This window comes from Angustibacter luteus (assembly GCF_039541115.1).
Taxonomy (GTDB): domain Bacteria; phylum Actinomycetota; class Actinomycetes; order Actinomycetales; family Angustibacteraceae; genus Angustibacter; species Angustibacter luteus.
Genome location: NZ_BAABFP010000002.1, coordinates 651,714 through 665,753, shown reverse-complemented (window position 1 = coordinate 665,753; position 14,040 = coordinate 651,714). Strand labels below are relative to the sequence as shown.

The 14,040-nt window shown below is 72.3% G+C and carries 9 protein-coding genes; 5 read left to right on the top strand and 4 right to left on the bottom strand.

Annotated features, from left to right (window positions below; all coding sequences use genetic code 11):
* Positions 1-182 precede the first annotated feature (182 nt).
* Positions 183-2,198, top strand: coding sequence for a DUF6541 family protein (locus tag ABEB17_RS03140; protein ID WP_345715109.1), 2,016 nt, complete (start codon positions 183-185; stop codon positions 2,196-2,198).
* A gap of 1 nt (position 2,199) precedes the next feature.
* On the opposite strand, the gene ABEB17_RS03135 is transcribed toward ABEB17_RS03140, so the two are convergent.
* The 4 genes from ABEB17_RS03135 to ABEB17_RS03120 are packed head-to-tail and all read right to left on the bottom strand — an operon-like array spanning position 2,200 to position 9,902.
* Positions 2,200-4,092: a glycosyltransferase family 2 protein gene (locus tag ABEB17_RS03135; protein WP_345715786.1), complete on the bottom strand. Its 1,893-nt coding sequence runs from the start codon at positions 4,090-4,092 to the stop codon at positions 2,200-2,202.
* Between the two features lie 52 nt (positions 4,093-4,144).
* Complete coding sequence (locus ABEB17_RS03130; RefSeq protein WP_345715108.1) at positions 4,145-7,549, bottom strand: CDP-glycerol glycerophosphotransferase family protein; 3,405 nt, start codon at positions 7,547-7,549, stop codon at positions 4,145-4,147.
* A complete protein-coding gene (locus ABEB17_RS03125; RefSeq protein ID WP_345715106.1) occupies positions 7,546-9,189 on the bottom strand; it encodes a stealth family protein in 1,644 nt (547 codons plus the stop codon). Before ABEB17_RS03125 ends, ABEB17_RS03130 begins: the two co-directional genes overlap by 4 nt.
* Entirely contained in the window at positions 9,186-9,902 is a 717-nt protein-coding gene (locus ABEB17_RS03120) for a phosphocholine cytidylyltransferase family protein (RefSeq protein ID WP_345715105.1), read from the bottom strand. Before ABEB17_RS03120 ends, ABEB17_RS03125 begins: the two co-directional genes overlap by 4 nt.
* Before the next feature lie 98 nt (positions 9,903-10,000).
* On the opposite strand from ABEB17_RS03120, the gene ABEB17_RS03115 reads away from it, so the two are divergent.
* From ABEB17_RS03115 to ABEB17_RS03100, 4 genes are read left to right on the top strand one after another with little or no spacing between them, the layout of a single operon-like run.
* Positions 10,001-10,816: an ABC transporter permease gene (locus tag ABEB17_RS03115; RefSeq protein WP_345715104.1), complete on the top strand. Its 816-nt coding sequence runs from the start codon at positions 10,001-10,003 to the stop codon at positions 10,814-10,816.
* Between the two features lie 10 nt (positions 10,817-10,826).
* Positions 10,827-11,558, top strand: a complete 732-nt coding sequence (locus ABEB17_RS03110; protein ID WP_345715103.1) for an ABC transporter ATP-binding protein — start codon at positions 10,827-10,829, stop codon at positions 11,556-11,558.
* A complete protein-coding gene (locus ABEB17_RS03105) occupies positions 11,555-13,249 on the top strand; it encodes a CDP-alcohol phosphatidyltransferase family protein (RefSeq protein ID WP_345715102.1) in 1,695 nt (564 codons plus the stop codon). Before ABEB17_RS03110 ends, ABEB17_RS03105 begins: the two co-directional genes overlap by 4 nt.
* Positions 13,246-14,022, top strand: coding sequence for a CDP-alcohol phosphatidyltransferase family protein (locus ABEB17_RS03100; protein ID WP_345715101.1), 777 nt, complete (start codon positions 13,246-13,248; stop codon positions 14,020-14,022). Before ABEB17_RS03105 ends, ABEB17_RS03100 begins: the two co-directional genes overlap by 4 nt.
* The last annotated feature ends 18 nt before the right edge of the window (positions 14,023-14,040 follow it).

Genomic DNA, 14,040 nt, shown 5'->3' with positions numbered 1-14,040 from the left:
GCACGCCGACCGTGAGGCGCGCTCATGCTAGCCACGCCGACTCCCACGGCGCGTCGGATTCGACCTGACTGGCCGATAGGATCGCGGCTCGTGAGCGATTTCCACCGGTACGGGCTGAGCGACGACCACGAGGGCGCCACCCCGAGAACGTCCCTGGTGATGACCCGCCGACCGAACCAGCGATGAGCCCAGCGGAGCCGACGACCTGGTTCGCGGCGCTCCCCGTCATCCTGGCGACGATCGCCGTCCTGCTCCTGCCCGGCGGACTGGCCCTGCGCCTGCTGGGCGTGCGCGGGTTCCTGGCGGTGGCCTGGGCCCCCGTCGTCACGACCACCGTCATCTCCTGCGGCGCGGTACTGGCCACCCTGGTCGGGGTCCACTGGTCCGTCCCGGCGTTCCTCGCCTGCGTGCTGCTGGCCTGCGGGCTGGCGTGGGGGCTGTCGCGGGGTCTGCGCCGGTGGACCGAGCCGAAGGACTCGGCGGCGGACTCGGCGAAAGGTTCGGCGAAGGGTTCGGCGAAGGGTTCGGCGGCGGCGTCGTGGCTGGGGCTCGCGATCGCCGCCGCGCTGATCGCCGTCGTCTACGTGTCGGTCATCCGCACGGCGAGCGCCTTCCCGCAACAACCGGACACGATCTACCACCTCGGCACCATCCGCTGGATGCTGTCCACCGGCGATGCGTCCTCCCTGCACGGCAACGGCTTCTCGTCCGTCACCGGTGGCGGCTTCTACCCGGCCGCCTTCCACGGAATCGCGGTGACGGTGTGCCAGCTGACCGGCACCAGCGCCGTCGTGGCGGCGTCGGTGCTCGCACTGGTCTCGTCCGCCCTGGTGTGGCCGGCCGGGGTGATCGTGCTGGCCCGGCTCGTGGCCGGAGCGAGCCGGTCCACCGCGATCGCGGCGGGCGTGACGTCCGCGTCGTTCGTCGCGTTCCCCACGTGGTTGTTCGGTTACGGCGTGCTGTGGCCCCTGCTGCTGGGCCTCGCGCTGGTTCCGGCCGCCCTCGCCGCACTCGTCGCGTTCCTGCGGCCCGAGCGGGCCGGCGTGTCGCGCGCCCGGGCGGCGATCACCTTCCTGGTGATGCTGCCCGGCGTCGCGTTGGCCCATCCCGGCGCCCTCATCCTGATCCTGCCGATGGCCGCGATGGCGGTGGGCGAGCGAGTCGTCGAAGGGGCGGTCACCGCTGGCCGGGCGGGTCGGGTGCGCGCGTGCGCCCTGCTCGTTGCGGCGCTGGTCGCGGGTCTGGCCCTGCTCGCCGCCGCCTGGGCGGTGCTCACCACCCGGGCCACCGGTCTGCGTGCCTCCAACCCGCTCGGCTCGGAGGAGGCCGTCCGCCATGCTGCGCTCGAGGCGGTCACCTTCGCCTCGCGCGGGGGCCCGCACCTGCGGGTGCTGACCGCCGTCGTGGCCCTCGGTCTGGTGGTGCTGCTGGCGCGTCGCGGCGGCCGTTGGGTGGTCGGTTCCCTGCTGATGACGTGGGCGCTGTACGTGCTGATCGCCGGATACGACACCCAGCGCACCCGGTGGTTCACCTGGCCCTGGTACAACAACACCCCCCGGTTCGCCGCCCTGGTGGTCATCCCGGCCGCCGTCGTCGCAGCAGCCGGGCTCTCGCTGCCCGGTCGCTGGTGGACGGCTCGGCGACGCCGCCGGCGCGACGGGGCCGACCTGCGGTGGCCCGAGGCGTGGGTGGCCGCGCTGCTGGCCCCCGCGGTGTTCGTGCTGGTGACCGGCGGTGCCTACCTGAGCGCGGACCAGGGCTTCATCGAGCGCTACTTCAGGCCATCGGTCGACCGCACCTGGGCCAGTCCCGAGGAGCTCGCCGCACTGCGCTCGTTGGCCGGCCGGATGGGCCCGGACGGTGTCGTCGCGGCGAACCCCTGGGACGGCGCCACCTACCTGTCCCTGGTGAGCGGGCGGCGACTGCTCCTGCCGACGGAGAAGTCGCTCGCGGCCGGTGACCGCGCGCTCCTGGCCTCGGACCTGGCCGCCGCGGCCAGCCGGCCCGACGTGTGTGCGGCCATGAAGCGTCAGGACGTGCGCTACGTCATCACCGGTGGTCGACCGTGGGCGAAGCTGAGCGAGAGCGCTTGGAAGAGCTACCCCGGTATCGACAGCGTCAGCACCGACGGGGGCTTCCGGGTGGTGGCGAAGGAAGGTCCGTTCACCCTGTGGAGCGTCCCGGACTGCGCGACCTGAGTCAGCCCCGACGGCGCAGCAGTGCGTGAGCCGTCGACGAGACCCGCCGCCGCAGGCGGGACTGCCCGGCCTTGGCCGCCGCGCCCCGCTCGTACTTCACCGACAGGCTGTCGTTGGCGGTCGCGTAGATGCGCACCGGGCGCCGCGACCAGTCGTCGGCCCCCGCGTAGCCGATCCGGCACAGGCCGGCGGCCGCGGACTGCACCGACACGTCGACGATCTCGCCGGGCTGCAGGGACGGGATGGCGACCCGGACGGCGCGGGGTGACGTCGTCGTGACGTCCGTCCGCACGGTGACCGAGTCCGACCGCCGGATGGCGAGCACCTGGTCCCCGGCCACCGGCGCCGGTTCGAGCCGGAGCTCGAGCTGCTCGCCGCGCCAGCGCACGGCCGTGGCGCGGATGCGCTCGGCGCCCGGTGGCAGGGTGGTCAGGGTGAGGTTGTGCCGCTGGCCCACCGCGACGAGCCGGAAGCCGTGCGCCGCAGTCGGATCCGTGGGAAGGGTCTCGGGGTCGTCCACCCGCACCCGCCGCCGCAGCTGTTCACCGAGGAACTGGACGCGCGCCATCAGGTCCCAGGACCCGGGCCCCAACGGTCGGCCGAAGGCGGCCCGCTCCAGGTCGATGGTCGCCGTGCAGGTGACCCGCACCGCCACGCCGCCCCGGCACGGCTCGACGTGCAACTGGCTCACGGAGTGCACCGGCCACTCCATCCCGGACGCCCGCTCGCACACGGTGATCGCGAGGGTGCCGGCATCGGAGGGCAGCAGCCGGCGCGCGGCGGGCGAGGTCCCCTGCGGGCAGCTGGACTCCTTGAGGACCAGGTGCTCCCCGTCGCGGTCGAGCTCGAAGGGCCGTCCGCCGGTCGTCGTCAGGCTCATCTGGACCGTCAAGGAGAGCGTGCCGCCGTCCCAGGCCACGGCCGACACCGCGGGGGTGAAGGTGATGGTGCTGCGCAGGCTCTGCACCGCCTCGAAGGCGTCCTGGTCGCCGTCGCGCAGGGCCATCACCCGCAGGCGCTTCAGGACGGCGAGCCGCTCGTCCAGCTCGGGCGGGACGTGCTCGAGCACGATCGCGCGCACGGCGTCGAACACCCTGGTCCGCTCCACGCGCTCGAGCGCCATGAAGGGGCCGGGGACGAAGCGGGAGAACGCCTGCGAGATCGTGACGAGCCGAGCCGCGTCGAGCTGGGGTCCCGGACCGGCCACGTCCCGCCACACCTCGAGCTGCTTGGCGTACCAGGGCCAGTAGACCTCGGGGTCGACCTTGGTGTCGGAGGTGTTGGTGCCGTCCGACCGGTGGATCCAGCGGTAGCACGGCTCGCTCGCCAGCACCGAGATCACCCGGGCGCGCGGGAGCACCTGCGCCATGAAGTGGTGGTCCTCGAGCCGCACGCGACCCTCGAGGAACCGGATGTCGTGAGCCTCGAGGAAGGCCCGGCGGTAGAGCTTGTGGACCGTCCGGGACAGCAGCACGTCGCCGGCCAGGTCGGCGACCGCGACGTCACGGGTGGCGATCGGCCAGTAGGGAGTCGGTCGCCCGGTCCGCACCAGCTTCCCGTAGACGACGTCGGCGTCGTTCGCCACCGCCGTCGCGTGCATCCGCTCGAGCGCGCGGGGGTAGAACTCGTCGTCGTGGTCGGCGAAGAACACGTAGTCGCCCTGTGCGCGGGAGAGCCCGACGTTGCGGGGGCGGCCGGGCCAGCCCGAGTTGGCGATCGACTCGACGTGCAGGTGGGGGCGGTCCGCGGCCGCGGACCGGAGCCGGTCGAGCGTGTCGTCGGTCGAACCGTCGTCGACGAGGACGACCTCGAAGTTCGTGGCCGGCATGGTCTGACGGTCCAGGCTCGCGATCAGGGTGTCGATCGCGGCGCCGGTGTTGTACGTCGCGACGATGACCGTGACGTCGATGACACGGCTCCTTTGCTCTCGATGGCCGCCGAACAGCCTATACCGGCGGCGGTGCCAGGAAGTCGCCGAACACCGCGTCGACCACCCGGGCGGCAGCCGAGCCGTCGTCCCGCGGTGCGAACTGCTCGACGAAGGCGTCGTAGCGGTCGGCGTACCGGGCGCGGAGCCCGTCGAGGTCCCCCAGCTCGCCCAGCAGCTCGTCCTGGGTGGTCACCACGGGCCCCGGCACCGTCGCCGCGTAGTCGAGGTAGAACCCGCGCAGCGTGTCCCGGTAGGACTCGAGGTCGTAGGCGTAGAACACCATCGGTCGGCGCAGCGCCGCGAAGTCGAAGAACACGGAGGAGTAGTCGGTGACCAGCACGTCGCTGGCCAGGTAGAGCTCCTGGATCTCGGGGTAGCCGGACGCGTCGATGACGTGCTCGGACAGGTGTGCCGGGATCTCGAACTGCCCCTTCACGAGCAGGTGCATGCGCAGCAGCAGCACGACGTCCGGCCCGAGGGCCTCGTGGAACGCCTCCAGGTCGAACGGCAGGCTGAACTGGAAGCCGGCGCCAGCCGACTGGTTGTCCCGGAAGGTCGGCGCGTACAGGACGACGGTCTTCTCCGGTGCGATGCCCAGCCGGCGCCGCACGGCGGTCGACACGACATTCCGCTGCTCGGCGAAGAACAGGTCGTTGCGCGGGTAGCCCAGCTCGAGCACCTCGCCCTGGTAGCGGAACGCGCTGCGCAGGGCGGAGGTGGCGAACGGGCTGGGCGAGAGCAGGGACGTCCACTGCTGGGAGGCGGTGGTCACCCGGTCGACGTAGCCGGCGTCCCGCCCGTGCACCACGTCCAGGTCGTGGAGCATGCGCTTCAGCGGGGTGCCGTGCCAGGTCTGCAGGTACACGCCGTCCTCGCGCCGGCGCACGTAGTGCGGGAAGTTCTGGTTGTTCACCCAGTACCGGGCGCGGCCGAGCGACCAGAAGTACGCCGGCGACAGGCGGTCCACCACCGTCGTGCGCGGCCCGCCCCCGTGCAGCTTCCCGTTGTAGGCCCAGACCGCCTTGACGTCCGTCCCCCGGGCGACCAGCTCCTCGTAGAGGTAGCGCGGGCTGTCGGCGTACTGCCGCCCCACGCCCGCCTCGAAGACCACCAGGCGGGGGTCCGCAGGCAGCCGCTTCGCGATCCGGAACAGCAGCCGCATCAACGGGAACCAGTACCGCTGTCGGTTCAGCCGCTGGTCCGAGGTGCGCCAGCGACGGCGCCACGCGATCCGCCGCCACGGTGCGCGGGCCCGGTGCGCGGACGAGGCGACGTCGAAGATGCGGGCGCTGTTGTTGCGGTCGCGGTGCGTGAGGAACCGTTCGGAGCGCTGCACGAACTCCGGCGCCATCACGAAGTCACCGGCCGCGGAGGCGGCCACCTGGTCCAGCAGGGGCTGCGCCTGGAAGACGATGGGGCCGGGGAGCTCGGCGTCCAGGTCCAGGTGCGATCCGCGCGGTCCGAGGAACTGCTCCTGGTCGAACTGGTAGTAGACGACGGGGCGGTGCAGGAAGCTGAAGTCGAAGCCGACGCTGGAGTAGTCGGTCACGAGCATCGCGCTGTGCTTGAGCAGGTCCTGGACGTCGACCTCACCGAAGCTCACCACCCGGGCGGGCGCGTCGTCGAACAGTCCGACGAACTGCTGCATGTTGGGGTGCAGGCAGAACACGACCTCGAACCCGAACGTCTCGGCCAGCTCGTGCAGCCGCGGGTGGTGCAGCAGCTCGGACCAGCGGCGGTGGTACTCCGAGTCCGGGTAGGTGTCGTCGTCCTGCAACCAGTCCCGCCAGGTCGGCAGGATCAGCAGCTGGCGGGACGGTTCGACGTCGGCGGCCAGCAGGGTGTCGAAGCGGGACAGGCCGGTGACCGCGACCTCGTCCTCGTTGTACCCGAAGTCCTCGACGATGTACTGCTTCTCCCGCTCGCTGCTCACCACGAACGTGTCCGTGACGAAGTCCCCGGCGCCCTTGCCGTAGTTGGGCACCATCCACTTGGTGCCCATCACACCGTGCTGCAGGAAGATCCGGGTGGCCCGGACCGCTCGGCTGAATCGCTTGGTGCGCAAGGGGTACACGAAGTCCGGGTGGTGCGAGCCGAGCACCCGGTCGGCGCGCAGCGCGGCGCGCACGTGCTCGAGGGACCGGTACTCCAGCACGTTGCCGAGCGGCGCCACGTTGCGGTAGTCCGGGGAGGACGGGTCCATCACGTAGTAGCTGTCGATCTCGGGGTGGTTCTCCCGCAGGTACCGGAAGAACGCCAGTCCCGTGTCCTGCGCCTTGTTGGGGCGCTCGCCGACGAGCCAGAGCGGTCGTCGACCTGGACGGATCGCCCGACCCGCTCGCAGCACGTGCCGCCAGCGCAGCTGGCGACGCATGTAGCGCAGGGTCGCGGGCTCGAACCGGTCGAACTGGAGCGAGGTGTTGCGGGCCTTGAACGTGTAGTACGGCGTGACTGCCGCCGCGTGGTCCTTGGTCGCCATCCAGCCGGGGCGCGTCATCAGCCGCGTGAGGAACCGGGTCTTGCCCACCCTGGACATGAACGGCTCGGGCTGCTGGCTGCTGCTCAGCACGAACCACATGTCGAGCACGTCGTCGACGAAGGCCTCGTCGTCCAGCAGCTGGCCGAGGTGGCCGCTGAACGAGAAGGTGTACCAGCGCAGGCCGAACGACTCCCGCGTGCGCTCCGGGTCGGGCGCGAAGGTCACCGGGCGGGCCATCCGCAGGCCGCTGAGGCGTCCCTTGAGGAGCACCTCCACGTCCTGCAGGTCCTCGTGCCGGGAGGCCAGCCGGCCGGCCAGCCGCAGCTGCCCGTCGCGCACGCTGATCCGCCGTACGTGCACGTCCGTGAACGGCTTCAGCGGGCGGTCCAGCAACAGGGAGAGGTTTCCACCCGCGCTGATGTAGAGGGCGGCCGTGCGGTCCAGCGGCCGGGTCACGGGCAGCAGCGGCTCGCTCTCGGTGTCCGCGAAGCGGCCGAGGCGGAGCCGGTAGCGCACCGCGTCAGCGGGACTGCCCGGTGGCGCCGGGTCCTCGTCGGCTACCGGGGGTGCGGCCGCCCGCAGCTCCCGGTCCTCCTCCGAGCGCAGCACGTGGGTGACGTCCAGGTAGAGGTGCGCCGTGGCGCCCTCGCCGGCACCGGCCTCAGCCGCCGCGTCGGACTCGGCCGGCTGGTCGACCAGGTCGAACTGCACGCTGAACGCACCGTCGGCGCGCGGCTGCGGGTCGGGAAGCGGCCACCAGAGGTCGGCCGCCGGGATGTGGCACCACAGACCGTGGACGGCGACGTCCTCGCGCAGCCGCAGGGTCAGCGACACCACCGAGCCGCGCTGGGTGATGGCCAGGTGCTGCGCCACCGCGCTCGGTTCGCGGTGAGCGGTCGAGGCGCCGGGGAGCCGCCGGCGCAGGGCGTGCAGCCGGCTCACCGGGCGTCCGCCTGGGCCGGCCGCTCGAACGAGCTGGGACGCGGGAAGTAGGCCGCCAGGAAGTCGGCCATCAGCCGGTGCCCGGCGTGCTCGCCCGGGGCGTCGGTCTCGTTCAGGCAGAACACGTCCGTCGCCCGGTCGCGGGCGATCCGCTGGAGCTTGATCGGCGCGCGCCGCTCCGTCACGTCGCAGTAGGCGTACGACAGGGTGCCGGGGACGGCTCGTCCGGTGGCGTAGCCGACGTAGTGCGCCAGCGACGCCGGGACGGACAGGTCGTGCGGGCTGCGGAACTGAGCCGACCCCGTGCGCCGGACCTGGTCCGGCAGCAGCTCCTCGACGTCCGCCAGGACGCTACGACGCTGCGGGTGCGCGACGTGCTGGAACCGTTGCGTGACGCTCGCGCCGTAGAGCTCGGCCACCGCGGCCCGGGTCTGCTTGGCGGCACTGGCGACCGGCAGGTCGCGAGCGCCCGGCTCGCCCAGGTCGATCGTCGCGTCGGTCAGGAAGAACCGGGCCAGGCCGTTGCCCTCGTAGAAGACCTCGGGGGTGACCGGTCGCCCGAAGAACACGTCGTCGTTGAGGTACAGGAAGTGCTCGGCCAGCCCGTCGATGTGGTGCAGCCGCGACTCGATCGCGTGCGAGTTGAAGGTCGGCAGCGTGCCGGTCCCGCCGAACAGCTCGCGGTGGCTGACCACCCGCAGCCGCGGGTGGTCGGTGCGCAGCCAGGACGGGGTCTGCTCGTCGGTCACCACGAAGACCTGGCGCACCCAGTCGGCGTTGGCCTCCAACGAGCGCAGCGAGTAGCGCAGCTCGTCGTGGGAGTCGAACCGCGAGCCGGCCGAGGCCGAGGGGTGGTGCTCGCCGTGGTGGGACGCGGCCCAGGCGTCGTCCTTGCGCTGGCGCCACGCGGGGTCGCTGCCGTCCACCCAGGTGTAGACGACGTCGATCGGGAAACGGACGTCGAGCAGGTGCGGGCGCAGCAGCCCGGGGTAGGTGGGCACGGGGCGACCGGCGACCTCCCCGGTGACGGGCCGACGTTGGTCGGGCTCCAGGCTCCGGGTCCAGCGGTTGGGGCGAGGGGCCAGGGCGGTACCGGCGGGGTAGTGGCTGCCGTCCGGGCGGGGCTGGCGGTCATCGCTCAGCGCCCAGAACTCGACGTCGCAGCCCAGCCGCTGCTGTCCCGAGTGCACCCTCAGGACACGCGCCTCCCGGGTCGAGCGGGTCTGCGCGAGGGATGCGATCGGGTGCGCGGCGCCGAGGGAGCCGTCGGCCGCCACCGCCGCCACCAGCAGACCGCCACCCGTAGCCGTCGTCGCCGTCGTCGCCGCCAGCGCCCGACGCGCGGCCGGGGCGTGGTCACCCGTGACCACGACGACCCGGCGCCGCATCGTGCCGGCCTCGAGCACCGCGGCCGGGACCGCACCGGCGGCGAGCGCGTCCAGCACCACGTGCAGGTGGTCGTCCAGGGCCCGCACGCCGCTGAGCGACTCGCCCGGACCGGGCGCGGCGCCAGCCGGCCCGGACGGTCCCCGCAGCTCGCCGTGCCGCACCGCGGAGGCGCGAACCAGCAGCGAGGGGGGCGCCGACGCCACCAGCTGGCGGACCGCGCGCCGGGCCCGCCGGATCATCGTCGGGCTCACTGCGCGGTGGGGTCGGCCCTGCGTGCCGCGTTCGCTCGGGTCAGGTCCTCCTCGAAGTCCACCTCGACCGCGAACAGGTCCGAGATGTCGACAGCGGCCACCCGCACGCCGTCGCGCTCGACGGCGAGCTGGATGCCGCGCTCGAAGTAGTCCTGGTCGTCGCAGTCCTCGAGGCCACGCAGCAGCGCCGGCTTGTCCACCCCGGCGATCACGTTGATGCCCACGGACTCGCCCAGGCCGCCGACGACCGTCTTGGAGAGCTCCTTCACGAAGCCCTCGTCGTCGAGGGTGTACTTGACCTCCTCGTCGGCCACGGCGGAGGTGTTGACCGCGATCGCCGAGTGGTCACCGTCCAGGTAGGGCTGCAGCCGGCGCAGCACCTCGGGGTCGAACACGACGTCGCCGTTCATCCACAGGACCGGTCCGTCGTGCGAGCTGCGGAGGGCCTTCAGCAGGCTCTTGCACGTGTTGGTCCGGTCGAAGTTCTCGTTGTACGCGAACAGGACGTCCGGGACGGCCTCCATGACGGACTCGTGCTTGAAACCGACGACGACCGTGAGTCGGAGGCGGTCGCCGAACACGGCGGTCAGGTTCGCCAGCTGCTGGGCCAGGATGCTGCGGCCGTCCTCGAGTGGGGTCAACGGTTTCGGGAAGGGTCGACCGAGCCTGGTCCCCATGCCTGCGGCGAGAATCGTCGCCTGAACCGCGTCCACGTCGTTCCCTGCTCTCTTCGTCGGCGTGTGGGCAGCCTACCGAGTGGCGATAGCAGCCGAGCCACAGCGGTCGCGTAGGCTGTCCGCCGATTGGTCGCGTGTTCGAGCAGGAGGTGGGGATGGGCCTGGCCGGCCGGGCTCGTGCCCTGTGGCAGCACCGACGCGTTCTCGGGCTGCTCATCATGCGGGACCTCAAGGTCCGCTACGCCGGCTCGGTGCTCGGCTACTTCTGGACCATCCTGGACCCGCTGCTGATGACCGGCGTGTACTGGTTCGTGTTCACGGTCGTGTTCACCCGAGGCTCGATCGGCGAGGAGCCGTACATCCTCTTCCTGGTCCTGGGCCTGCTGTCCTGGCAGTGGTTCTCCAGCAGCGTGACCGAGACCTCGCGGGCGCTGACCTCCGAGTCGCGCCTGGTGCGCTCCACCCGGTTGCCGCGCGAGATCTGGGTGCTGAAGGTGGTCGGCTCCAAGGGGTTGGAGTTCCTCTTCTCGCTGCCGGTCGTGGTGATCTTCATGATCGCCTACCGCAAGCCGCCGGCCATCGAGGTGCTGCTCTTCCCGCTCGCCATCGTGATGGAGGCCGTGCTGCTGACCGGGATCGGGCTGGCCCTGGCCGCGGCCACCGTGCTGGTGCGCGACCTGCAACGCGTCGTCCGGATCGGGCTGCGGGTGATGTTCTACCTGTCACCGGTGATCTACTCGATCCAGCGGATCGACATCGAGGCCGTCCGCAAGCTGTTCGCGCTGAACCCGCTCACCGGCATCATCGAGCTGTTCCGGTCGGCCCTGTTCCCGGCCGTCTTCGCGGGGTGGAAGATCGTGGGCGTGTCGGCGGCCATCTGCGTCGGCAGCCTGTTCTTCGGTGCCTGGGTCTTCAAGCGCCTCGAGAGCGCCGTGCTGAAGGAGCTCTGAGCCTGTGACGATGATCGAGGTCGAGGGCGTCGGGATCGAGTTCCTGCGCAACCGAAGGTACCGGCTGTCCCTGCGCGAGATGCTGCTGAAGGGCAAGTCCACGACGCCGAAGGGCACCTTCTGGGCGTTGCGGGACATCAGCTTCAAGGTCGGCGCCGGCGAGGCCGTCGGGCTGGTCGGTGCGAACGGTCAGGGCAAGAGCACGCTGCTCAAGATCATCGCCGGCGTGCTGATGCCGGACGAGGGCCGGGTGCAGGTCAACGCCGGTGTCGCGCCGTTGATCGAGCTGACCGGTGGCTTCGTCGGGGACCTCACCGCCCGGGAGAACATCTGGCTCACCGCCGGCCTGCACGGGCTGCGCAAGGAGCAGATCGAGGAGCGGTTCGACGACATCGTCAGCTTCGCCGAGATCGGCGACTTCCTGGACACCCCGTTCCGGCACTTCTCCAGCGGGATGCAGGTCCGGCTCGGCTTCTCGGTGATCACCACGCTGGACGAGCCCATCATCCTGGTGGACGAGGTCCTGGCGGTCGGTGACAAGCGGTTCCGGGCCAAGTGCTACGACCGGATCGACCAGATCGTGCACACCGACCGCACGCTGTTCCTGGTGTCGCACAGCGAGAACGACCTCAAGCGCTTCTGCTCGCGCGGCATCTACCTCGACGGCGGCCGGATGAAGGTGGACGGCCCGGTCGAGGAGGCGATCGAGACCTACAACGAGGACCAGGGGCGCCGGAAGTGAGGCCGGCCACGACCGAGGTGCTGGTCGTGGTCGACCAGGTCGCGCCGGGCGCTGCGCTGACGCACCTGCCCGAGGGTGAGCTGCTCGCCGACGTCGTCGGCGAACGCGCCACCCACGAGGCCGGCGTCCTGCGGGGCCGGTTGGCGGCCGACTCGATGACCTCGGCCGTGGACCAGCTGGTCGCTGCTCTGCGCGACTCGACGAGCGCGCCGCTGGCGCTGGTCGACGGCGCCCTGGTCGCCGGCCCGACGCTGCTCGGCGACGTCGTGGCCGAGCCCGACGGGCTCGGCCGGATCCTGCGTGACGACCGTGGTCAGGTCCTGGCCCTGCGGGTGGCAGCGGGAGCCCGCGAGGACCTCGCGCAGGCACTCGAGCGGGCGGCGAGCGGCTGGCCGCCGCGCCGGCTGCTGGACGCCGTGGCCGACGTCGCGGTGGACCTGGGCGGCGCCGGGCGCGAGCTCACCCCCGGCTCGTTCCTGGCCACCCTGGCGCAGACCCCGGACGAGGCGGTGGGCGCGGACGAGCGGGTCGGCGCTGTCGACGAGGCCGCGCTGCGCCTGCGCCGGGCATCCCGTTCGGACGACGGGTTCCTGTCCACCTTCCTGGTCCGACCGCTGTCCCGCCCCCTCACCCGGCGCGCAGTCGGCGCTGGTCTGGCGCCGGCGCAGGTGACCGCGGTGGCCCTGCTGCTCGGCCTGCTGTCGGCGCTCGCCTACGCGGGCGGCTCGCGGGTCTGGCTGGTCGTGGGTTCGGTGCTGCTGCTCACCTCGCTGGTCGTGGACTGCGTGGACGGCGAGCTCGCCCGCTACACCCGCACGACGTCGGCACGCGGCGCGTGGCTGGACGTCGCTGCGGACCGGATCAAGGAGTACGCGGTGTACGGCGCGCTGGCTGCGGGCGTGGTCGGTGCCGGGCACGAGCAGTGGCTGCTGGCCCTGGCCAGCCTGGGCCTGCTGGTGACCCGGCACTTCGTCGACTTCGGTTTCGCGGCCCGCCAGGTGGGAGGCAGCGCAGCGACGACCGCCGCCGAGGGGGCGGTCGGGAGCTGGTCCGCCCGCACTGACGCCCGCCCCGCCGTCCGGTACGCGAAGCGGGCGGTGATCGCCCCGGTGGGGGAGCGCACGATCCTGCTGGCGGTGCTGGCGCCGACGGTCGGGGTGCGGTGGACGTTCGTGGTGCTGCTCGCCCTGGGCGTCGTCGCGGCCGGCTGGACGACGGCCGGGCGGCTCGGCCGGGCACTGGCCAGCCGGGTGCGGCCGTCCGAGTCGGCGCGGGCCCAGCTCGCCGTGCAGGTGGACGGCCGACCGCTGCCGCTGCACGGCTGGCGGGTGGGCGGACCGCTGGGCTGGCTGATCCCGGCGGGCTCGCGCGCGCTCGAGCAGTTCGGCGCGCTGCTGCTGGTCGACTGGCTGGCACCTGCCGCGCTGCCCGGCCTGTTCGGCTGGCTGGCCGTGGTCGCGATCGCCGAGTACGACGTGACGTACCGGGGTCGGCTGACCGGCGCGACGGCGGCGACCGGCCCGCTCACGGTGCTCGGCTGGCCCCTGCGGCTGGCCGCGGTGCTGGTCGTGGCCGCGTTGGCGCCGGACGTCGCGGGCTGGGTCTTCGGCATCGGCGCGGTGCTGCTGGGCGGCTCGGTGCTGGCGTCCAGCCGGGCCTACTGGTCGCGCTGGGTACCCTCGACGCCGTGACGACACAGCCCCCGCCGCCCAGCCTGGACGAGCTGCGCGCCATCACCCAGCCGGCGTCCACGATGGACCGGCGCAACGCCGAGCACTGGATGGCCCGCTGGTTCCTGCGGGACGTCTCGTTGCGGGTCACCCGGGTCCTCATCCGCACGCCCGTGACGGCGAACCAGCTCACCGGGCTGATGATCGTCGTCGGCCTGCTCGCCGCGATCCCGCTCGGACTGTCCGGCCTGGTCACGGCGCTGGTCGGGGTGGTCGCCATCTGGGTCTACTTCCTGCTCGACCTGTGCGACGGCGAGGTCGCGCGCTGGCACCGCAAGACCAGCGTGACCGGCGTCTACCTGGACCGGGTCGGCCACTACCTGGTCGAGGCCGCCGTGCTGACCGCCTACGGGTTCCGGGCCGGTGGGCAGGAGCTCGGGGGCTGGACGACGCTGGGCGTCGCGGCCGGCCTGCTGGTGGTGCTGGTCAAGGCCGAGACGGACCTGGTGGACGTGGCCCGCACCCGGTCGGGCCACACCGTGGCCAGCGAGGCGTCGGTCGAGCTCAAGAGCGCCGTGCTGGGACGGGCGCGCAAGGCGGCCCAGGTGCTCAAGGTGCACCAGCTGACCGGTGCCCTGGAGTCGTCCCTGCTGCTGGTCGTCGCCGCCGTGGTGGACGCCGCCACCGGAACCCTGCACGGCACCCAGGTGCTGCTGGTCGCGCTCGCTGCCATCGCCGCGGTGATGACGGTGCTGCACCTGGCGTCCATCCTGCTGTCGCACCGGCTGGACTGATGGCGGCGCAGGCGGGTC

Coding starts and splice junctions, on each gene's coding strand:
- ABEB17_RS03140 (WP_345715109.1), top strand. CDS start 183: ATGAGCCCAGCGGAGCCGACGACCTGGTTCGCGGCGCTCCCCGTCATC.
- ABEB17_RS03110 (WP_345715103.1), top strand. CDS start 10,827: ATGATCGAGGTCGAGGGCGTCGGGATCGAGTTCCTGCGCAACCGAAGG.